We start from the raw sequence: 20033 nt of genomic DNA, 5'->3' as shown, positions 1-20033 counted from the left end.
CCGGACAGGCGCTTCGGCGCTTGCCCGGAGCCCTTGACGTATGTGGGGCTCGAGCTAAGCAGGAGACGAGGCTTGGTGAGGCGGCGGATTTCGTCAGAAGGATGGCGGCGAAATCCGTACGCTTCCCTGCGCTGGCATTATCCAGATCAGGTTCAAAGGGTATTTCTCACCCGCAATGCCGGTTGTTTGACCGAACGCATTGCAGGACCCCCGCGTTAGCAGCGCACACGATACACCGGCTTGGCTGCGGTTTCAACCGGGAGCGGATCGGATGCCGCCGGGCGATTTCCGGATCGCCGCCGGCGAGCCGGGCAGGGTGCAGCGCAGCAATCGCGGCTTCCTTACGGCGTCCCGGCGGACCGGCGCGCGTCGAGCGGTGCAGCATTCGCATCTTCATTTCAGGCGTCTAGAATTTTTTTTGACATCGCTGTCATTTCCGGCGGTGTGCTCCGTCTATTCGGCTCCTAAACCCATGTAGTGGAGAGATGTCATGAAAAACGTATTCCTGGTTGCCTGTGTCGCCGCACTTGCCACGATCGCAACGGGCGCCTACGCGCAGAACGATGCGATGTCGAAGGACGGCATGTCGATGTCGAAGGACGCGATGGGTCACGACGCGATGGCGAAGGATGGCGCGATGAAGAAGGACGGCATGAAGAAGCATGCGATGAAAAAGGACGCGATGTCGAAGGACGCGATGGGCCACGACGCGATGTCCAAGGGCGACGCGATGAAGAAGGACACCATGAGCCCGTCGAACTGATCGACGTGCGCGGGGCGCGGCCGGCCGGCTGCGGACGCATCGCGTCCCGTCGCATCATTCCGGGAGTCTTCATCATGCAAACGGTTCCTGCCACGGATCGCGCGAGCGCGACGCCGCCCGCGCCGACGATCCATCCGCCGTGGGTGCGCGTGAGCCACTGGCTCAACGCGCTCGCGGCGATCCTGATGGCGCTGTCCGGCTGGCGTATCTACGACGCGTCGCCGATCTATCCGTCGTTCACGTTCGCACACGGCATCACGCTCGGCGGCTGGCTCGGCGGCGCGCTGCAATGGCATTTCGCGGCGATGTGGCTGCTGGTCGGCAACGGGCTGTTCTACCTCGCGATGTCGATCGCAACGGGGCGCTTCGCGCGCAAGCTGTTGCCCGTCACGCCGGCGTCCATCTGGCGCGACGTCCGCGCCGCGCTCGGCGGGCGGCTGTCGCACAACGACCTGAGCGTCTACAACGCGGTGCAGCGAGCCGCGTACCTGACCGCGATCGTCGATCTCGTCGTGCTGGTGCTGTCGGGGCTCACGATCTGGAAATCCGTGCAGTTTCCGCTGCTGCGCGAACTGTTCGGCGGCTACGACAACGCGCGCGTCGTGCATTTCTGGGCGATGTCGCTGCTCGTCGCCTTCTTTGTCGTCCACGTCGCGATGGCGCTGCTGGTGCCGCGCTCGTTGCTCGCGATGCTGCGCGGCCGCTGACCTGCTCATCGCGGGCGAAGGAAATCATCATGTCGGAATCCGAAAAAAACCGTGGCGAGCCGCGCTGGACACTCGACCGGAAGTCGCTCGAACTCGATGTCCGCCGCGAGCTCGAGATGCCGTCGCGGCGGCTCTTCAACCGGCGCGTGCTGACGCTCGGCGGCCTCGCGATGCTGACCGGCTGCACGCTGCAGGACGACGCGTCGGTCAACACGTTTCTCGAGAAAGTGTCGCGCATGAACGATCGCGTGCAGGCCTGGCTGTTCAACCCCGACCGGCTCGCGCCGACCTACACCGAGGCCGACATCACGCGCCCGTTCCCGTTCAACGCGTACTACGGGATCGACGAAGTGCGGCATGTCGATGAGTCGACGTACCGCCTCGTGCTGTCCGGCCGCGTGACGGGCAAGCGCGTGTGGACGCTCGACGAGCTTCGCGCGTTGCCGCACGCGGAACAGATCACGCGGCACATCTGCGTGGAAGGGTGGAGTGCGATCGGCCGCTGGGGCGGCACGCCGTTCGGCGCGTTCCTCGCGCGTGCCGGCGCCGACACGCGGGCGAAACACGTCGGTTTCAAATGCGCGGACGATTACTACGAAAGCATCGACATGCCGACCGCGCTGCATCCGCAGACGCTGCTCGCGCTCGAGTACGACGGCCGCCAGTTGCCGCCGGAATACGGCTTCCCGATGAAGCTGCGGATGCCGACCAAACTCGGCTACAAGAACCCGAAGCACATCATGGAAATCTTCGTGACCGATACGTTCCCGGGCGGCTACTGGATCGATCAGGGGTACAACTGGTTCGGCGGATCGTGAGCGGCGCGCGAGGTGCGCGTATCCGTCATGCGGATTCGCGCACCTGAAGATCGACGCGCAGGCCGACCGCCGCGGCCATGTTCACGAGCGCGTCGAGCCCGAACAGGTTGATCTTGCCGCGCATCAGGTCAGACACGCGCGGCTGCGTGACGCCCAGCTGCTTCGCGGCCTGCGCCTGACTGAGTTCGAGCTGCGCGATGCGCTGCTTGAGCGCGATCATCAGTTCGGAGCGCAGCTTCATGTTCTCGGCTTCGGCCGGCTGGCCCTCGATTGCATCCCAGACGCTCGTGTAGCGTTCGTTGGTCATGGTTTCTTCAACTCCATCGGCAGGGCGCGATAGCGCCGGGCGGCCAGGTCGATATCGGCTTTGCTCGTGCGCGCCGATTGCTTCCGGAAGCAATGCAGCACGTAGATCGCTTCGGCGAACGTCGCGACATAGACGATCCGGAACGCGCCGCTCGCATCGCGCACGCGGATTTCCCGTACGCCGGCGCCGATCGTGCGCATCGGTTTCCAGTCGTCGGGCGCGAGGCCGCGCTGTACCTGGTCGATCTGGTGGCCGGCTTCGCGTCGGGCAGGCAGCGGAAAGCCGCGGAGATCGCCCAGTGCGCTGCCGACGAAAACGACGGGTTTCGGCGGAAGTACGGTTGAATTATACAAAATATTGTATGAGAGGTGCGGGTGTCGAAGAGACGCGCTGGACGGCAAGGGAAGGGCGCGTCGTCCGTCACGATAGGCGTGACGGGACGCCCCGGCGCGCGTAACAGGCCGTTCGGCCGACGCTGGATCCAACTGTTGCGGATGGCGATGGCATGCGCACGGGACCGGCGGCGACGACGCGTGCGCCTTGCGCATCCGGCCCCGGATTTCACCGGCCCGCCGGCCGAAAAATGTCGCGCCGAAACGTCAGTCGTTATCCTTTCAGACAGGTCTGGCGATGCTTTCGAATCCTTGATGCCATAATGCGGAGCGTGTGCAGCCGAAGTGGCTGCGCACGTTTTTTTTGTCCCTCTGCCGCCGCTTGCCGGTTCTCTTTCGTCGCCGTTCGCACTGCCATGTCGTTCCGCACGTTCGCTCTGCCTTCCCGGTCCCGTCAGGACCGTTTGCCGGCATTGCCGGCGCCTTTCAGCGGAGCACGCGGCGTGACGTGCGGGCGGGCTGCACGATGACGCCGCTCGACCGCCTCCTCGATTTCTTCGCGCGCTTTTCGTTCCGGATCCGCCTGCCGCAAAGCCGCGGTGGCCGCGTCGCGCTGGCGCTCGTGTTCATCTATTTCGTCTGGGGTTCGACCTACAGCGGGCTGCATTTCGCGCTGCAGTCGTTCCCGCCGCTGCTGCTGTCGGGGCTGCGCAACCTGCTCGGCGGGATCGGGCTGTTCATCTTCGCGCTGCGGCGCAAGCCCGAATGGCCGACGCTGCTGGAGATCCGCAACGCGGGGATCGTCGGCACGATGCTCGTCGCGCTGTCGTCCGGCACGATCGCGCTCGGGATCAGCTCGGTCAGCAGCGGCTCGGCCGCGGTGATGGTGGCCACGGTGCCGCTGTTCGCGACCGTGATCGCGGCGGTGGCAGGCCGGCCGGTGACGAAGGGCGAGTGGGCGGCCGTCGGGCTCGGCATGGTCGGTATCGTCGTGCTGAATTCGGGCGGCGCGGCCGCCCAGAATTCGGCGCTCGGCACGATCTGCGTGCTGGCCGGCGCGCTGTTCTGGGCCGGCGGCGCGCACCTCGCGACGCGGCTCAAGCTGCCGTCCGACCTGTTCCTGTCGACGTCGCTGCAGATCGGCCTCGGCGGCCTGATCTCGACGCTCGTCGCCTGGCTGATCGGCGAACGCATCGAGCACGTGATGGTGGGGCCGGTGTTCGCGTTCCTGTACCTGATGGTGTTCTGCACGATGGCCGCGTACGTCGCGTACGGCTACCTGATCCGTCACACGAGCCCGATCATCGCGAGCAGCTGCATGTACGTGAACCCGATCGTCGCGGTCGCGCTCGGTGCGCTGCTGCTCGGCGAACCGGTGACGATGGCGACGGTGGTCGCGACCGTCGCGATCCTCGGCAGTGTCGGGCTGTCGTTCGTGTTCGATCCGGCCCGCCGGCCTGCGGCGCGTGCGGCAGCCGTTGCGGCCGAGCAGGCGCCGATGGCGGACGCCGCGTCCTCTCCCGAGCAGATCGCGATTCCCGAAGCGGCGCCGATCCTCGCGCCTTCCGCCGTCCCGCTCGCGGTGCCGACGCCGGCGGCCGTGATGGATCCCGCCGCGGTGATCGACCCGGCACCGGCGTTCGCGCCGCCGCCCGTCGACGAACCGGCCACGCAGCGCGCCGACGCGTGACGCCGCCGTGGCCGGCTGCGCTCAGCCGTGCCGGCCGCCGCGATGGTGGGACCAGCCCGCGAGCGCGGCAAACAGCAGCCCCGTCGCGCACATGCCGGTCCAGCCGAATGCATGCCACGCGGCAACCCCGGCCGACGAGCCGAGCGCGCCGCCGATGAAGTAACACACCATGTACACCGTGTTCACACGGCTGCGCGCTTCGGGCTTCAGCGCGTAGATGCGCGACTGGTTCGAGATCTGCGCGGCCTGTACACCGACATCCAGCACGATCACGCCGATCACGAGCCCGACGAGGCTCGAACCCGACAGCGCGAAGATCACGAACGACAGCGCGAGCAGCGCGATCGCGAGCGAGATGATCGCGCGCGGGCCGCGCTTGTCCGCGAAGCGGCCCGCGTACGGCGCGGCGAGCGCACCCGCGGCTCCGACGATCCCGAACAGGCCGGCTGCCTGCGGGCCGAGATGGAACGGCGCGCCGGCGAGCAGCAGCGTCAGCACGGGCCAGAACGCGCTGAACGCCGCGAACAGCGCGGCGCCCGTCAGCGACGCCTCGCGCAACCCACGCAGTTCGACCGCCAGATGCCACATCGAGCCGAGCAGCTTGCCGTACGACAGCGTCGACGTCGGCGAACTGCGCGGCAGCCGCATCACGATCACGGCGGCGAGCGCGACGAGTGCCGCGACCGACGCGGCGAACACCGCGCGCCAGCCGAAATACTCGGCGACGAAGCCGGCCGCCGTGCGCGCGAGCAGGATGCCGAGCAGCAGGCCGCTCATCACGGTGCCGACCGCATGCCCGCGTTCGGCGGGCGGCGCGATTTCGGCGGCGAACGGCACGGCCTGCTGCGCGATGGTCGCGAGAATGCCGATCGCGAGGCTCGCGACGGCGAGTACGGCCAGCGACGGTGCGGTGGCCGCCACGATCAGCGCGACGGACAGGCCGGCGATCTGCATCAGGATCAACCCGCGGCGATCGAACCGGTCGCCGAGCGGTGCGAGCAGGAACATGCCGGCTGCATAGCCGAGCTGCGTCGCGGTCGGCACCGCGCCGATCCATGACGCGCCGTCGGGGAAGGCCGAGCGGAAGCTGTCGAGCAGCGGCTGGTTGTAGTAGATGTTCGCGACCGACACGCCCGCGATCGTCGCGAGCAGCAACAGCAGGCTGCGCGAGTAGTGGGGCGAGGCGGCGTCGGTCGGACGGTCGGTGGAGGCGGTGGACATGGCTGCGCGGACGAAGTTGGACGGCGTGGCAAGCGGCGCACGCGTCGGGTGCGCAGGCGGGCCGGGCGCCGGTCGAGGCTGCCGATCATACCGGAGCGACGTGAATCCTGCCGGGCGCGCGGCGAACCGGCCGCCACCCGTCATCGCGCGTGCCGCACGCCGTCAGTCGACCAGCTCGCCCGTCGGTTCGTAGAACGGATACGGGCCGGCGCCTTCGTCGACATACACGTGATGCGACGTCATCCCCGTGTCGGGCGCATAACGATGGACCGCGAACGCCGGCGGTTCGAGCCGGAACGCGGACGGCGCATCGGTCCGCAGGTCGAACGCGACCTGGTGCGCGGGCGACGGCACCGCCGACGCGAGCGTGCCGCCGAAGCGCGTGAACATCGTGCGGTGCACGTGACCGCACAGCACGCGCTCGACGTTCGGATGACCGCGCAGCAGCGCGTCGAGTTTCGCGGCAGCCGCAGGCGCGAGGCGCAGCTTGTCCATGTGGCCGATGCCCGCCACGAACGGCGGGTGATGCAGCGCGACGATCACCGGCCGGTCGCGGGCGGCGTCGAGCTGCGCGGCGAGCCACGCGAGCCGTGCGTCGCACAGGTCGCCGTGGCTCGCGCCGGGTACCTGCGAATCGAGCGCCAGCACGCGCACCGCGCCGACGTCGAGCGCGTATTGCACGAATTCGCCGTCCTGCAGCTCGGCGCGCTCCGCAAACGCGCGGCGCAGCCCGGCGCGGTCGTCGTGATTGCCGATCATCAGGTAGTACGGAATCTCGAGCGTCGCGAGTAGCTCGCGCAGGTTGCCGTACTCCTCATCGTGGCCGAAGTCGGTCAGGTCGCCGGTGACGAGCACGGCGTCGGGGCGCGGCTCAAGCGCGTTCAGCTTCGCAATGCAACGCGCGAGCGCGGCCGCCGTGTCGACGCGCCGGTACGCGAGCTGGCCCGGCCGCTTGATGTGGAGATCGCTGATTTGAGCAAGCAGCATCGTCGTTTCTCGGAATCGTCTGGTTGTTGTGGGGGCGGCGTCGTGCGCCGCGATGGGGTGCTGCATGAATGATGCCCGAACGACGGATTACGCGCCGAGCGCGATCAGGCCTTCCGGGGCGATCGTGAGGCCGACCGCCGTGCCGCGTGCGAGCGCGATGCGGCCCGGCACGTCGATCACGAGCGCATCGGGCGCCGCGTGCTCGATCGTGAGCCGCGTGCGTTCGCCGAGGAATGCACACGCGCCGACCGCGCCGCGCAGTGGCGCATGCGCGGGATCGGCGAGCTGCGCGTCTTCGGGGCGGAAGAACCATTCGTCGGCGGCGTGCGGCGTCGCGATCGCGCCGCCCGTCGTCACCAGCGCGCCATCGCGCCATTGCCCGGCTAGCCGGTTCAGCGTGCCGATGAACTGCGCGACCGTACGGTTCGCCGGATGGTAGTAAATCTCGCGCGGCGTGCCGATCTGCTCGATGCGGCCCGCGCCCATCACGACGATCCGGTCGCCGAGTTCCATCGCTTCCGCCTGGTCGTGCGTCACGTAGACGGTCGTCACGCCAAGCTCGCGCAGCAGCGCGTTCATCTCGCGGCGCAGCGCGTCGCGCAACTTCGCATCGAGCGCGGTCAGCGGTTCGTCGAGCAGCAGCACGCGCGGGCGCACCGCGAGCGCGCGCGCCAGCGCGACACGCTGGCGCTGGCCGCCCGACAGCTGATCGACCGGCTTGTCCGCATGTGCGTCGAGCCGCATCATCGCGAGCAGCTCGTCGACGCGTTCACGCAGCGCGCGCGGCTCGGTCTTGCGGATCTTCAGTCCGTAGCCGACGTTGCCGCGCACCGTCAGGTTCGGAAACAGCGCGTAGTTCTGGAACACCATGCCGACTTGCCGGCGCTCGATCGGCAGCGCGGTGACATCGTCGTTGCCGAATGCGATCGTGCCGCCGGCGTCCGGCGTGTCGAGCCCCGCGATCAGGCGCAGCGTCGTCGTCTTGCCGCAGCCCGACGGGCCGAGCAGCACGAGTGTTTCGCCCGCGCCGATCGACAGGTCGAGCGGTTCGAGTACGCGCGTGCCGCGGAACGTCTTCGCGCAGCGGGTCAGCGTGATGGGAGTGGAATCGAGTTTCATGTCTGCGAGAAATTCAGCGCGGGCGCTTCTTGAGCGCGCGCGTGCCGGACGGATCGACGCCGAGCCACTGCATCGCGATGAGCAGCGGCAGCGTCATCAGCAGGAACAGGATCGTGTACGCGCTGCCGACTTCGAGGCGCAGCGATGCGTAGGTATCGGCGAGTCCGACCGGCAGCGTCTTGGTGTCGGGCGTATGCAGCATCCACGTGAGGTTGAATTCGCCGATCGACAGCGTGAGTACCGCGAGCGCACCCGCGACGATGCCGGGGCGCAGGTTCGGCAGCACGATCGTGACGAAGCGCGTGACGAACGACGCACCGAGGCTCGCCGCGCCTTCCTCGAGCGTACGCAGGTCGGCGCCGACCGCAACGGCGGCCACTGCACGAACCATGAACGGCAGCGTGAACACGACGTGGCCGACGACGATGAACCACAGGCTCATCCGGAACGAGGTGAAGCCGCCGTATACGATCAGCAGCGCGAGCGCCGACGCGAGGCCGGGCAGCGCGACCGGCAGGACGAGCGCCTCCTCGATCGCGCGTGCGACGCGGCTCTTGCTGCGCGCGAGCGCATAGCCGGCCGGCACGCCGGTGACGAGCACGATCGCGAGCGTCGCGAATGCCACATAGAGCGACAGCGCGACCGAGCCGTGATACTGCTGCCACACCTGTTCGAGCCAGCGCAGCGTGAGGCCGCTCGACAGGCCGCGGAAATAGTTGACGGTCACGCCCGCGAGCACGGACATCACGACGGGCACGATCAGGAACGCGCACAGCAACAGCGTGACGCCCCATTGCAGCGCGGCGATCGCGCGCGCGCCGGTGACGCGCGGTGCGCGGCGCGCGACACCGTTCGCCTGCACGGGAGCGGGTGCCGGCGAAGGCGACGGCGACGGCGCGGAAGAGCCGGAAAGCGATTGCATGCAGGAATCCTCAGGCCGCGGCGGCAGCAGTGTGGCCGGTGAAACGACGCGCGAGCGCGAGCACGGCCCAGGTGACGATGCCGAGCACGATCGACAGGCCGGCCGCCGTCGCGATGTTCGCGTTCAGCGTGAACTCGGTATAGATCGTCATCGGCAGCACGTTCAGGTCGGTGGCGAGCGTGAACGCGGTGCCGAATGCGCCCATCGCGGTCGCGAAGCAGATCGCGCCGGCCGCGATCAGGCCCGGCGCGAGCGCGGGCAGCACGATGTCGACGAAGATGCGCCACGGCGACGCGCCGAGCGAACGGGCGGCTTCCTCGAGCGACGCGTCGAGCTTCGACGCGGCCGCGATCACGGTGACGATCACGCGCGGAATCGAGAAGTACAGGTAGCCGATAAACAGGCCCGCAACCGAGTACGCGAATACCCACTTGTCGCCGGTGAGTTTCGCCGACAGCATTCCGATCAGCCCCTGACGGCCGGCGAGCATGATCACCATGAAGCCGACGACGACGCCCGGGAACGCGAGCGGAAACGTGAGCAGCGCGAGCAGCACGCGCTTGCCGGCGAATTCGCGGCGCGCGAGCAAGAGGCCCGAGATCGTCGACAGGGCGAGCGTCGCGAGCGTCACGCCCGCGGACAGCGCGATGGTCCCGCCGAGGCTCTTCATGTAGCGCGCGTTGCCGAGCAGCGCCGCGTACTGCGAGAAGAACGCGCCGTCGGCGGACACCTGCACGAGCGCCGCCATCGGCAGCAGCCAGAACGCGGCGAACACCGCGAGCGCCGGCGCGACGAGCGCGACGCGCCAGCGCAGCGGGAAAGTCAGGTCGAGCATCGGTCGTATCCTGCCGCTTACTGCATCACCTGCAGGTACTGCTGGCCGAACGCCTGCTGGCCGGCCGCCATCTTGCCGAAGTCGACCGATTTCGCCCGTGCGTACTCGCTCGCCGGCAGGAACTTCGCGGCGATGTCGGCGCCGAGCGCCTGCGCGCGCACCGGGCGCAGGTAGGCGTTGGCCCACAGCTTCTGGCCTTCGTCCGACAGCACGAAGTCGAGCACCTTCTTGCCGTTCGCATCGTGCGGCGCACCCTTCACGAGGCTCATCACGTACGGCACGGCGATCGTGCCTTCCTTCGGAATCACGAACTCGACGTTCGCGCTGTCCTTGTACTTCGCACGATACGCATCGAAGTCGTAGTCGAGCAGGATCGGAATCTCGCCGGACAGCACGCGTGCATAGGCGGTCTGCTTCGGCACGATCGGCGCGTTCGCCTTCAGCTTGCGGAACCAGTCGAGGGCCGGCTTGAAGTTGTCGAGGCTGCCGCCGAGCGCCTGGTTGACGGCGACCGCACCGGCGTAGCCGACGAATGCGCTCGACGGATCGAGATAACCGACCATGCCCTTGTATTCGGGTTTCAGCAGGTCGGCCCACGAACGCGGCACCGGCTTGCCGTCGAGCGCGTCCTTGTTCACGAAGAAGCCGAGCGTGCCCGAGTGAATCGCGAACCAGTAGCCTTGCGGATCCTTCAGGTTCGCGGGAATGTCGTTCCAGTGCGCGGGCTTGTACGGCGCGATCACGCCCTTGTCCTTCGCCTGGAATGCCGACGACACGCCGAGGTAGACGACGTCGGCCACCGGACTCTTCTGCTCGGCGATCAGCTGCGCGATCGACTGGCCCGAGTTCTTGTTGTCGAACGGCACGCGGATGCCCGTCTTCTGCTTGATCGCCGCGATCTGCGCGGCCCAGTCGGCCCATTCGGGCGGGCAGTTGTAGCAGATCGCCGTTTCGTCGGCGTGGGCGGCGGGCGCGCCGGCGATGAGTGCGGCGCAGGCTACGGGAGCTGCGAGTGCGCGCAGCAGCGAGGTCAGGCGAAAGGACACGGTGGGTCTCCGGGCGAGTGGGTGCGGCGCTGGGGTGGTGTGGTTGTCGGTATGCGTAGCCGTGCGGCCTGCGTTCAGGCTTTGCGCAATTGCAACTCGGCGGCCGGCGGTGCAACCGTTGCGCCGTCGCGCACCGTATGCGGCAGGATCATCGATGTACGTTCGATCGCCGCGCCGCCGATGCATTCGACGAGACGCTGCCACGCGTGGCGACCGATGTCGCGGTTCGGCGTCGCGACGCTCGCGAGCGGCGGCGCGAGCAGTTCGCCGATCGCGATTCCGTCGAAGCCGAGCACCGACAGGTCGTCCGGGATCGAGAAGCCGGCGCGGCGCAGGCCGCGCATCACGACCATCGCGAGCAGGTCGTTGCTGCAGAAGAGGGCGGTCGGGCGCGTCGCGTGCGCGGTCAGGTGCGCGAGCACGGCATCGGGCAGCTCGGGTGCGTTGAAGTCGACTTCGACCGGCGGCAGCGTGGCGACGCCGCTTTCCTCGAGTGCCTGCGCATAACCGAGATGGCGCTGACGCGCGCGATCCGACGCGGCGAGCGAGCCGGCCAGCATCAGCACGCGGCGGTGACCGCGCGCGGTCAGCATCCGCACGCCGTCATACGCGGCGCTGCGGTTGTCGACCGACACCGACGGGCGGCGCTGCGTGTCGTTGTGCATCAGCACATAGTGCGGGCCGTCGCGGTCGAGCATGTCGAGCAGCGGGTGCGTGTCCGCATCGGCGACGGTGAGGATCAGCCCTTCGACGCGCTGCTCGCGCAGCGTCTCGATCGCGTGGCGCTCGCGCGCCGCGTCGTACTCGGTCGTCATCAGGATCAGCTTGAAGCCGGCCGCGGTCGCGAGCTCGTCGATGCCTTGCAGGCAGTCGGCGAACACGGGGTTCGACAGTGTCGGCACGACGACGCCGACGAGCCGCGTGCGCTCGCCGCGCAGTTGCCGGCCGAGCGGGCTCGGGCGGAACTGCAGCGTATCGATCGCGGTGCGGATCGTTTGCAGCGTGGCGGGGCTGACGGTATGCGGTGCATTGATCGCGCGCGAAACGGTGGCGATCGAGAAGCCCGCGAGGGCAGCGACATCCTTGATGGTCGAGGTCATGAGGTAACGCGATGTAAACGTTTTCGGCGAGGAAATTATCGAAAACGTTTGTGACTTCGCGATGACGCAAGCGACGCTTGTTTCGCAAAAAGCACGACACAAACGTCAGACGGTTGGGGCCGTCGGACGACGCGGGCTCGATTGTATCGGGGATGTTGCGGCGCGGGAGGAAATGGGTGGATGTATCGTGTCGGTGGTGATGACACGCGCCGGACGCGTGGGGCGCGGCGGAATAAGGGAACGCATGCGCAAGCAATGGTAGAATCGCGTCCGCCCTCTTGCCGGGGTGATGAAATTGGTAAACATAGCGGACTTAAACGATTGAGTGCCCGGTCGGAAACGGTCGGTGCAGAACCCTTCAAATTCGGTGAAACCCCTGATGCGCGCATCGAGGCAACGCCGAGCCAAGCCTCGCGGTTTTCGCGAGGAAGGTGTAGAGACTAGACGGGGGGCGCCTAAGGCGCACGGGCAGCGGTCACGCCCGCGCGCGACGGCGAAGGCATAGTCCAGCGCACGAACGGCATCGCGCACGCGACGCCGGCTTTGAAAGAAGCAGTGTGACGAAAATCCGCCGCCTTAACTGGCTTGCCGGTTCGAGTCCGGTCCCCGGCACCACGATCGCCTTCATGGCGATGCGACGACGGTTCAAAAACCCGCGAGAAATAAAGCGCTCGCGGGTTTTTTGTTTGTACGGCGGCTGGATTCGCGCATGTGCGGAAGGTCATCGATGGCGCTTGGCCGCAGCCCGATCATTCGATGCGCAGTATCAGCTTGCCAGTCGTTCGACCCGATTCGAGCGCTTGATGCGCGTCCGCAATCGCATCGAACGCATAGCTGCCTCCGATCAGCGGCTTCAGTGCGCCGGTCGCCAGCAGGCCGAACAGTTCGCCCAGCGTCCGGCGCACGACCTCGTCGGTGAGGAACGCGTACAGTGCGAAGCCGGACAGCGAGCGACAGCCGAAGATAAGCGCGTTCATCAGGTATTCGTCGACCGTGAGTAGTTGGCCGCTCGCCGCGCCGTAGCTGACGAAATGTCCGAATGTCGCGAGGCCGGCGGCAAGCGTGCGGGCCACCGTCCCGCCGATCGAATCAAAGACGACGTCGGGGCCGGCGCCGCGCGTCACCGTGCTCAACCGACCGGTCCAGTCCTCGTCGCTATAGCTGATAGCGTGATCGGCGCCGAGTGTCGTGACGGCATGCAGTTTGTCCGGCGCACCTGCGAGGCCCACGATGGCGCGAGCGCCGTCGAGTCTTGCCAACTGGATCAGCATCGAGCCGACGCCGCCCGCCGCGGCGGTAATGGCGACCGTTCTTCCGGCCACGCGCGTTTCGCGAAGCAGCATCCTGGCCACCAGCCCTTGCAGCATCACGGCGACTGCATCGTCGTCGGAAACCGCGTCGGGAATCGCGGTGATCAGTGCTGCGCCGAGCGTTACGTATTCGGCGTAGCCGCCGGTCGAACGCATTGCGCCGAAAAGTGGCGCCGCGACACGCTCGCCGATTCGGATGTCGCGGACATTCGCGCCCACGGCGGCGACGGTGCCGACGACTTCGGAGCCGGGCACCGCCGGTAACGCCAGGGCCTGGCCCGGGTAGGTGCCGGCCCGTTGCAGCGTTTCCGGGAAGTTCAGTCCGACGCGCGTGACGCGCACGAGGACCTCGTCGGCGGCAGGTGTCGGACGCTCGATCACGACTTGACGAAGGACGGAAGGATCGCCGACACGCGCGATCTGGATGGCATGCATGGTGCTCATGGAAGCATCTCGTCTGAAACGGGGTGTTCGCCCCCGGAGTGAATGACGCGCGGGCCTGGATCGGCCGCGCGGCGATTGGGTGCTGCCTGATGGATCAGTCCGCCTGCGCGCGATCGAGCGCGACGCGGCCGGCGCCATTCAGGACGAGCGCAAGCAGGCCGCCTGCCATCGACAGATTCATCATGAAGAATGTCTGCTGCGTCTGATCGCCACCGCTGTGGAAGATCACCGCGGCGATGACCGAAAAGATCGCGAGCCCGAGTGCCGCGAGACGCGTCATGAAACCGGCGATCAGCGCGAGACCTCCCGCGACCTCGACGACGATCACGATCGGAAGCAGCGCGCCCGATACGCCCATGTGTGCCATGTATTGCTGGGTTCCCGCGTAGTTGAATATCTTGCTGATGCCCGCGCCGAGATACACGCCGGCGATGAGGAGCCGTACGAGCACCGATAGCACGATGTTGACGACGGGAACGCGGACGGCCGTTCGGTACAGCGCACGGTTGATTGACTTGATCATTTGGATTCCAAAGCAAATGGGTGGGTGGATTGCCAATTCGGTTTCGTGTCTTGCAATCTGTCGGGTGAATGCCTGCTTACGCGTCGAACGTCGGATAGTCGGTGTAACCGGCTTCGCCGCCGCCGTATGCCGTCGACATGTCCGCATGCGCGAGCGGGCGGTCTTGTCGGGTGCGCGTCACGAAGTCGGGGTTCGCGATGAACGGGTAGCCGAATGAAACGAGATCGGCATTTCCGTCGTGCAGTGCCTGTTCCGCGCGTGCTTTCGTGTAGCCGTTGTTCGCGACATAGAACCCGCCGAACGCACGGCGCAATGCACGGTAGTCGAATGGCGCTGCTTGATCGGGCGCCACCTGCGGAATGCCTTCGACGACATGCAGGTAGATCGCGAGACCGGTCAGCCGGTCGGCGAACCGTTCGAACAGTGCTTGCGGATCGCTGTCCGAGATGCCGCCGAAATGAGGGGTGACCGGAGAAATGCGGACACCCAGGCGATCGGGGCCCACGACACGCCCGACTGCCCGGACGACATCCAGCGGCAATCGAATACGGTGGTCGATCGTGCCGCCGTACTCGTCCGTGCGACGGTTCGTCCCGTCGCGCAGGAACTGATCGAGCAGATAGCCATTCCCCGCGTGGATTTCGACACCATCGAAGCCTGCCTCCAGCGCGGCGTGCGCCGCATGCACGTAATGCTCGACGATGCCGGGCATTTCATTTGCGTCGAGCGCACGTGGTACCGGATGCGGTTTTGGTCCGGTCGGCGTGAATGCGTTCCCGTCCGGACGAATCGCCGATGGTGCGACGGGCAGCGCGCCGTCGGTCTGCAGATCCGGATGGCCGATGCGACCGACGTGCGCGAACTGGACGAAAATGCGGCCGCCTTCACGATGCACTGCATCGGTTACCTGCTTCCAGCCCGCAATTTGCGCGTCGCTGTAAATTCCCGGCGTGAACGGATAGCCTTTGCCCTGCGGCGAGATCTGCGTGCCTTCCGTGACGATCAGACCTGCCGACGCGCGTTGCGCGTAATAGCGGGCATTGACCGGACCGGGCGCGTCGCCGGCACCGGCGCGGCTGCGCGTCATCGGGGCCATCACGATGCGGTTGTCGAGCATGATCCGACCGAAATCGAGCGGTTCGAACAGCGCAGAGTCGGTCGTTTCCGGCCGCGGCGGAGGGGAGTGGTGAGTCGTCATGATTCCATCTTCCTGGTTGCGTTCAGTGGGCGTCGAAGCACGTGCCGGAAGGCCGGGAGTGCAGGCTTCGAACGCTGCTGAGCAGGAATTTAGGAGAATGTCGTAATCTAAACAATCGTCTAAAATCGATCGTTAAAATCAACTTTCTTGATTTTCCATGGATCGAAGCCCCAATCTGGATCAACTGCGCGCGTTTATCGCGGTGGTCGAAGCCGGCAGCTTTTCCGGCGCGGCCCGGCGGCTCGAGCGCGCTCAGTCGGTCGTCAGTTACGCGGTTGCCAATCTGGAATCGTTGCTTGGCGTGCCGCTGTTTGAACGTGGCAAGCGGCGGCCGACGTTGACGGCTGCGGGCGAAATCGTCCTGGCGGATGCGCGGCGGCTCGACATGCTGGTGGGCCAGCTTCAGGCAAAGACCGCCGGGTTGCGCGGCGGAGTGGAAGCGGAACTGTCGCTGGCGGTGGACGTGATGTTTCCGTTGACGAAGCTCGTCGAGGGATTGAGCGCGTTCGCCGAAGCATTCCCCACGGTCGCGCTCAACCTGACGATCGAAGCGCTCGGCGGCGTGATGAAGCTGGTGCTCGACGGAGGGTGCTCGCTTGGCATCAGCGGGCCTGCTCAAAACTGGCCGGACGTGATCGATGCGACGTCCATGGGCTCGATCGAGCTGGTCACGGTTGCCGCGCCCACGCATCCGCTCGCGCAGCGCCGGGGAACCGTGCCGCTGTCCGACGCGCGCGAATATACGCAGCTTGTACTGACCGACAGAAGCAAACTGACCGAAGGGCAGTCGTACGGCATCTATGCGACCCGCACATGGAAGACCGCGGACCTCGGCGCGAAGCACCGTCTGTTGCTCGAAGGGCTAGGGTGGGGATCCATGCCGACACATCTGATCGACGATGATTTGCGGCAAGGCAGGCTGGCCGTCGTGCGGTTGTCCGATCGTGACGTGTTTCGCTACGGCGTATCGTTGATTCGACGAGCCGACCGTGCCTGCGGGCCCGCGACGCAATGGCTGATCGACTATCTGACCGGCCTTGGCGGATTGGGTACCTGAAACGCGATGCCGGGTTCGCCGGTGCAACGCGGACGACGGGGCATGAGGCGCCCACCGTGCCCTTGCCACGTCGCTGCGACGAAATCAACGCCATGTGATACTGGCGCGCACGTCGTACCGGACGCCTTGCCGCGATCCGCACGGGCGCTCCCGTCGATAGACTTCAACGCAATTTGCTTCTCGCCAGCCCCCCGTCATGACCGACTCGACCTATCACTATTACGAACCGTCGCAAGGCCACGGCTTGCCGCACGATCCCTTGAATGCGATCGTCGGCCCGCGTCCGATCGGCTGGATCTCATCCCGCGGCAGCGACGGCACGGTCAACCTCGCGCCCTACAGCTTCTTCAACGCATTCAACTACCGGCCGCCGATCATCGGCTTTTCGAGCACCGCCGCAAAGGACAGCCTGCGCAACGTGCAGGAGACCGGCGAGTTCGTCTGGAACCTCGCGACGCGCGAACTTGCCGAGCGGATGAACCAGACGTGCGCCGCAGTGCCGTACGACGTGGACGAGTTCGAACTCGGCGGCCTGACCGCCGTGCCGTCGCGCCTGGTCGACGTGCCGCGCGTCGCGGAAAGCGGCGTCAACTTCGAATGCAAGGTGACCGACGTGATTCGCCTGCGCGATCACCATGGCGTGGAAACGCCGGCGTCGCTCGTACTGGGCGAGGTCGTCGCCATTCATATCCGAAAGGATCTGTTGAAGGACGGCATCTTCGACACGTTCGGCGCGGGCATCATTCTTCGCGCGGGCGGCCCGTCGGCCTATGTGCACGTCACGCCCGACAGCCGTTTCGACCTCTTTCGCCCCGACGCATGATTCAACGTGCGCCGGGACAATCGGCAAGCGGGCGCTGACGCGCCCGATCGGACAGCAACAGGCCCCGCGGAAATTCGGAATTTCGCGGGGCCTGTTGTTTTCGTGGCGTTCGAGGGGATGCGTCGGCCGTCCGCGGTACGCGGCGTCAGTCAGCAGTGTTTTGGATATTTGCCCATAAAACAGTCGCCGATCTCATGAAAAATCGTGCATCTTGACGATGAGTCGGCCAGCCGGACTGCGTACCATGCGCAGATCAAAATACCCAATATCCGGAGACAAGTATGGGCATCGCTCCCGCCACCGCGCCGCTCGCGACCGACGCATTGAGCAGCGGGTATCGGAAGGTCACGTCACGCGTGATTCCGCTGATCTTTATCTGTTATCTGTTCAATTACCTCGACCGGGTCAACGTCGGGTTCGCGAAGCTGCAAATGCTCAGCGATCTCAAGATGAGCGAGACCGTCTACGGACTGGGCGCGGGCGTTTTCTTCATCGGCTACGTGCTGGCCGGTGTACCGAGCAACCTGATGCTCAGGCGCGTCGGCGCTCGTATCTGGATCGCGATCATCATGTGCCTGTGGGGCGTGCTTTCCGCGTCGCTGCTGCTCGTGAGGACCCCCGAATCGTTCTACGCGCTGCGATTTCTGACGGGTATCGCCGAAGCCGGGTTCTTTCCCGGCATGGTGCTCTTTCTGACGCAGTGGTATCCGTCGGCGCGTCGCGGCCGTGCGATTGCGCTCTTCATGTCGGCGATTCCGGTTTCCGGCGTGCTCGGCGGCCCGCTGTCGGGCTGGATGCTGACGCATTTCGCGGCCGGGCAGAGCGGGCTCGCCGCCTGGCAATGGCTCTTTTTGCTGCAGGGTGCCCCGACCGTACTGCTCGGTGTCGCCGTGTTCTTTCTGCTGCAGGACCGGATCGCCGACGCCACGTGGTTGACCGAAGGCGAGAAGGCCGCACTTGCACGGGCGCTGGCAGATGACGCCGCAGCGCACGGGTCTGCCGCCGGCAAGCCGCAAAGCGCCACGCCGGTGCGCGACATCGTGTGCAATGTCGCGGTCTGGAAGTTCGGTCTCGTGTACTTCAGCATTCAGATGGGCGTGTACGCGATCAACTTCTGGCTGCCGACCATCATCAAATCGCTCGGGATCGGCAACGACGGCATGGTCGGGTGGCTGAGCGCTGTGCCGTACCTGTTCGCGGCGATTGCGATGATCGTCGTTGGACGATCGGCGGATGCGCGCCGGGAACGGCGCTGGCATCTGAGCGTGCCGATGGCAATCGGCGTCGCCGGCCTGCTGATCGCCGCCCGGTTCGACGACCAGATCGCTCCCGCGATGATCGGCCTGACGCTCGCGACCTCCGGCGCGCTGACCGCGCTCGCGATGTTCTGGCCGCTGCCGACCGCGGTACTTGCCGGCACGGCCGCGGCGGGCGGTGTCGCACTCATCAATTCGCTCGGGCAGATCGCGGGTTTCGTGAGCCCCTACATCGTCGGCTGGATCAAGGACGCCACGCATCGCACCGATATCGCGCTCTATCTGCTGTCGAGCGCGATGGTGGTCGGCTTCGTGCTCGTCATGCGAACGCCGGCCCGTCAGGTCAACCGTTGACACAGGGCCAGGTCGCGCGCACGGCGCGCGACACTGCCCGGCGTGCCGGTAAATGCATGAGGATACCTAAATGAAAATCGTTATCGCACCCGATTCCTTCAAGGAAAGCCTGAGCGCCGTCGACGTTGCCCGTCAGATCGAGGCCGGCTTCCGCGAGATATTCGCCGACGCGGTGTATCTGTGCCTGCCGATCGCCGATGGCGGCGAGGGCACGGTGGATGCATTGATCGCCGCCGTCGGCGGGGAGCTGCGCAGCGCGATGGTCGAGGACCCGCTCGGCCGACCGGTCGCCGCCGCTTACGGCTTGTTGAGCGACGGCACGGCCGTCATCGAAATGGCGGCCGCGAGCGGCCTGCATCTCGTCGCGCCGACGGAGCGCAACCCGCTCGTCACGTCGAGCCGCGGTACCGGGGAACTGATTCGTGCGGCGCTCGACGACGGCGCGCGGCGATTCATCGTCGGCATTGGCGGGAGTGCGACCAACGACGGCGGTGCCGGCATGCTGCAGGCGCTCGGCGCGAAACTGACCGACGCCGACGGGCGGGAGGTCGGCGGCGGTGGCGGCGCACTGGCGGCGCTCGCGCACATCGACACAGCCACGCTCGATGCGCGGCTCGCAGCATGCCGCTTCGAAATCGCGTGCGATGTGGACAACCCGCTCGTCGGCCCGAACGGCGCATCCGCGGTGTTTGGCCCGCAAAAGGGCGCGACGCCGGCGACGGTTGCGTATCTCGACGACAACCTGCGGCATTTCGCCGACGTGATCGCGCGCGATCTGAACCGTCAGGTCGCGGCGCTGCCGGGTGGCGGAGCTGCGGGCGGCATGGGGGCGGCGATGCTGGCCTGTCTGAACGCGACGCTGCGTCCCGGCGTGCAGATCGTGACGGAAGCCGTGGGCCTGCATGAAGCGATTCGCGACGCGCACCTCGTGGTGACGGGGGAGGGGTGCCTCGACGGCCAGACCGTGCGCGGCAAGGCGCCGATCGGCGTCGCACGGATCGCGGCCGAGCATGGCGTGCCGGTCATCGCGATCGGCGGCGCCGTGTCCGGAACCGCGGGCGCGATCTACCAGCATGGCGTCGACGCGATGTTTGCGTCGGTCAGACGCGCGTGCTCGCTTGGCGAGGCATTCGAGGAGGCCGCATCCAACGTGCGCTTCGCCGCACGCAACATCGCCGCAGCCATTCGGCTCGGTCATCGCATCGCGCAACGGAGTTAATC

The 20033-nt window shown here is 66.7% G+C and carries 20 protein-coding genes and 1 riboswitch; of the genes, 8 read left to right on the top strand and 12 right to left on the bottom strand.

Annotated features, from left to right (window positions below; genetic code table 11):
- Window positions 1-105: 105 nt before the first annotated feature.
- Window positions 106-222: riboswitch (TPP riboswitch) on the bottom strand.
- Between the two features lie 268 nt (window positions 223-490).
- From U5809_RS12095 to U5809_RS12085, 3 genes are all read left to right on the top strand, one after another.
- On the top strand, window positions 491-763 hold the full coding sequence (locus tag U5809_RS12095) for a pentapeptide MXKDX repeat protein (RefSeq protein WP_176046919.1): 273 nt from the start codon (window positions 491-493) through the stop codon (window positions 761-763).
- 74 nt (window positions 764-837) lie between these two features.
- On the top strand, window positions 838-1470 hold the full coding sequence (locus U5809_RS12090) for a cytochrome b/b6 domain-containing protein (RefSeq protein WP_322086680.1): 633 nt from the start codon (window positions 838-840) through the stop codon (window positions 1468-1470).
- Between the two features lie 29 nt (window positions 1471-1499).
- Window positions 1500-2288, top strand: a complete 789-nt coding sequence (locus U5809_RS12085) for a molybdopterin-dependent oxidoreductase (RefSeq protein WP_322086679.1) — start codon at window positions 1500-1502, stop codon at window positions 2286-2288.
- A 25-nt stretch (window positions 2289-2313) separates the two neighbouring features.
- On the opposite strand, the gene U5809_RS12080 is transcribed toward U5809_RS12085, so the two are convergent.
- A complete protein-coding gene (locus U5809_RS12080; RefSeq protein WP_205781878.1) occupies window positions 2314-2595 on the bottom strand; it encodes a helix-turn-helix domain-containing protein in 282 nt (93 codons plus the stop codon).
- Window positions 2592-2948: a type II toxin-antitoxin system RelE/ParE family toxin gene (locus U5809_RS12075; protein ID WP_322086781.1), complete on the bottom strand. Its 357-nt coding sequence runs from the start codon at window positions 2946-2948 to the stop codon at window positions 2592-2594. The genes U5809_RS12080 and U5809_RS12075 overlap by 4 nt, the downstream gene beginning before the upstream one ends.
- A 505-nt stretch (window positions 2949-3453) precedes the next feature.
- On the opposite strand from U5809_RS12075, the gene U5809_RS12070 reads away from it, so the two are divergent.
- Window positions 3454-4617, top strand: a complete 1164-nt coding sequence (locus U5809_RS12070; protein ID WP_322086678.1) for an EamA family transporter — start codon at window positions 3454-3456, stop codon at window positions 4615-4617.
- 21 nt (window positions 4618-4638) lie between these two features.
- Here U5809_RS12070 and U5809_RS12065 read toward each other — a convergent pair whose 3' ends face one another.
- The 10 genes from U5809_RS12065 to U5809_RS12020 form a co-directional block, all read right to left on the bottom strand.
- Window positions 4639-5838, bottom strand: coding sequence for an MFS transporter (locus tag U5809_RS12065; RefSeq protein WP_282507123.1), 1200 nt, complete (start codon window positions 5836-5838; stop codon window positions 4639-4641).
- A 162-nt stretch (window positions 5839-6000) separates the two neighbouring features.
- Entirely contained in the window at window positions 6001-6825 is an 825-nt protein-coding gene (locus U5809_RS12060) for a phosphodiesterase (protein ID WP_282507124.1), read from the bottom strand.
- A gap of 87 nt (window positions 6826-6912) precedes the next feature.
- On the bottom strand, window positions 6913-7944 hold the full coding sequence (locus U5809_RS12055; protein ID WP_322086677.1) for an ABC transporter ATP-binding protein: 1032 nt from the start codon (window positions 7942-7944) through the stop codon (window positions 6913-6915).
- 13 nt (window positions 7945-7957) lie between these two features.
- Window positions 7958-8866, bottom strand: a complete 909-nt coding sequence (locus U5809_RS12050; protein WP_322086676.1) for an ABC transporter permease — start codon at window positions 8864-8866, stop codon at window positions 7958-7960.
- A gap of 10 nt (window positions 8867-8876) precedes the next feature.
- The gene (locus U5809_RS12045; RefSeq protein ID WP_322086675.1) at window positions 8877-9701 is read right to left on the bottom strand and encodes an ABC transporter permease; all 825 of its coding nucleotides are present in this window, start codon (window positions 9699-9701) and stop codon (window positions 8877-8879) included.
- A gap of 17 nt (window positions 9702-9718) precedes the next feature.
- Window positions 9719-10747 (bottom strand): ABC transporter substrate-binding protein, encoded by a 1029-nt coding sequence (locus tag U5809_RS12040; protein ID WP_282507128.1) that lies wholly within the window; start codon window positions 10745-10747, stop codon window positions 9719-9721.
- A gap of 74 nt (window positions 10748-10821) precedes the next feature.
- The gene (locus U5809_RS12035; protein WP_322086674.1) at window positions 10822-11847 is read right to left on the bottom strand and encodes a substrate-binding domain-containing protein; all 1026 of its coding nucleotides are present in this window, start codon (window positions 11845-11847) and stop codon (window positions 10822-10824) included.
- A gap of 749 nt (window positions 11848-12596) precedes the next feature.
- Window positions 12597-13601, bottom strand: a complete 1005-nt coding sequence (locus U5809_RS12030; RefSeq protein ID WP_322086673.1) for a quinone oxidoreductase family protein — start codon at window positions 13599-13601, stop codon at window positions 12597-12599.
- A 94-nt stretch (window positions 13602-13695) separates the two neighbouring features.
- Window positions 13696-14124, bottom strand: a complete 429-nt coding sequence (locus U5809_RS12025; RefSeq protein ID WP_322086672.1) for a DoxX family protein — start codon at window positions 14122-14124, stop codon at window positions 13696-13698.
- 76 nt (window positions 14125-14200) lie between these two features.
- Complete coding sequence (locus U5809_RS12020; protein WP_322086671.1) at window positions 14201-15322, bottom strand: alkene reductase; 1122 nt, start codon at window positions 15320-15322, stop codon at window positions 14201-14203.
- Window positions 15323-15479: 157 nt separating this feature from the next.
- Between U5809_RS12020 and U5809_RS12015 the strand changes: the two genes are divergently transcribed.
- From U5809_RS12015 to U5809_RS12000, 4 genes are all read left to right on the top strand, one after another.
- On the top strand, window positions 15480-16379 hold the full coding sequence (locus U5809_RS12015; protein WP_322086670.1) for a LysR family transcriptional regulator: 900 nt from the start codon (window positions 15480-15482) through the stop codon (window positions 16377-16379).
- A gap of 196 nt (window positions 16380-16575) precedes the next feature.
- Window positions 16576-17202 (top strand): flavin reductase family protein, encoded by a 627-nt coding sequence (locus U5809_RS12010; protein WP_282507491.1) that lies wholly within the window; start codon window positions 16576-16578, stop codon window positions 17200-17202.
- Between the two features lie 281 nt (window positions 17203-17483).
- Window positions 17484-18812 carry an MFS transporter gene (locus U5809_RS12005; RefSeq protein ID WP_322086669.1) on the top strand — a complete coding sequence of 443 codons (1329 nt, stop codon included), beginning with the start codon at window positions 17484-17486 and terminating at the stop codon, window positions 18810-18812.
- Between the two features lie 70 nt (window positions 18813-18882).
- Window positions 18883-20031, top strand: coding sequence for a glycerate kinase (locus tag U5809_RS12000; protein WP_322086668.1), 1149 nt, complete (start codon window positions 18883-18885; stop codon window positions 20029-20031).
- Window positions 20032-20033 lie beyond the last annotated feature (2 nt).

Origin of the sequence: Burkholderia sp. BCC1999, from assembly GCF_905339975.1 — a bacterium.
Taxonomy (GTDB): domain Bacteria; phylum Pseudomonadota; class Gammaproteobacteria; order Burkholderiales; family Burkholderiaceae; genus Burkholderia.
The sequence above is the reverse complement of the archived record's forward strand: the minus strand, read 5'-3'. Positions and strand labels throughout refer to the sequence as shown.

Excerpts from the sequence above, each read along its gene's own strand:
- U5809_RS12020 (WP_322086671.1), bottom strand. The coding sequence starts at position 15,322 with ATGACGACTCACCACTCCCCTCCGCCGCGGCCGGAAACGACCGACTCT.
- U5809_RS12045 (WP_322086675.1), bottom strand. The coding sequence starts at position 9,701 with ATGCTCGACCTGACTTTCCCGCTGCGCTGGCGCGTCGCGCTCGTCGCG.
- U5809_RS12095 (WP_176046919.1), top strand. The coding sequence starts at position 491 with ATGAAAAACGTATTCCTGGTTGCCTGTGTCGCCGCACTTGCCACGATC.
- U5809_RS12000 (WP_322086668.1), top strand. The coding sequence starts at position 18,883 with ATGAAAATCGTTATCGCACCCGATTCCTTCAAGGAAAGCCTGAGCGCC.
- U5809_RS12070 (WP_322086678.1), top strand. The coding sequence starts at position 3,454 with ATGACGCCGCTCGACCGCCTCCTCGATTTCTTCGCGCGCTTTTCGTTC.
- U5809_RS12055 (WP_322086677.1), bottom strand. The coding sequence starts at position 7,944 with ATGAAACTCGATTCCACTCCCATCACGCTGACCCGCTGCGCGAAGACG.
- U5809_RS12010 (WP_282507491.1), top strand. The coding sequence starts at position 16,576 with ATGACCGACTCGACCTATCACTATTACGAACCGTCGCAAGGCCACGGC.
- U5809_RS12080 (WP_205781878.1), bottom strand. The coding sequence starts at position 2,595 with ATGACCAACGAACGCTACACGAGCGTCTGGGATGCAATCGAGGGCCAG.
- U5809_RS12050 (WP_322086676.1), bottom strand. The coding sequence starts at position 8,866 with ATGCAATCGCTTTCCGGCTCTTCCGCGCCGTCGCCGTCGCCTTCGCCG.
- U5809_RS12015 (WP_322086670.1), top strand. The coding sequence starts at position 15,480 with ATGGATCGAAGCCCCAATCTGGATCAACTGCGCGCGTTTATCGCGGTG.
- U5809_RS12035 (WP_322086674.1), bottom strand. The coding sequence starts at position 11,847 with ATGACCTCGACCATCAAGGATGTCGCTGCCCTCGCGGGCTTCTCGATC.
- U5809_RS12060 (WP_282507124.1), bottom strand. The coding sequence starts at position 6,825 with ATGCTGCTTGCTCAAATCAGCGATCTCCACATCAAGCGGCCGGGCCAG.
- U5809_RS12065 (WP_282507123.1), bottom strand. The coding sequence starts at position 5,838 with ATGTCCACCGCCTCCACCGACCGTCCGACCGACGCCGCCTCGCCCCAC.
- U5809_RS12090 (WP_322086680.1), top strand. The coding sequence starts at position 838 with ATGCAAACGGTTCCTGCCACGGATCGCGCGAGCGCGACGCCGCCCGCG.
- U5809_RS12005 (WP_322086669.1), top strand. The coding sequence starts at position 17,484 with ATGGGCATCGCTCCCGCCACCGCGCCGCTCGCGACCGACGCATTGAGC.
- U5809_RS12085 (WP_322086679.1), top strand. The coding sequence starts at position 1,500 with ATGTCGGAATCCGAAAAAAACCGTGGCGAGCCGCGCTGGACACTCGAC.
- U5809_RS12025 (WP_322086672.1), bottom strand. The coding sequence starts at position 14,124 with ATGATCAAGTCAATCAACCGTGCGCTGTACCGAACGGCCGTCCGCGTT.
- U5809_RS12030 (WP_322086673.1), bottom strand. The coding sequence starts at position 13,601 with ATGAGCACCATGCATGCCATCCAGATCGCGCGTGTCGGCGATCCTTCC.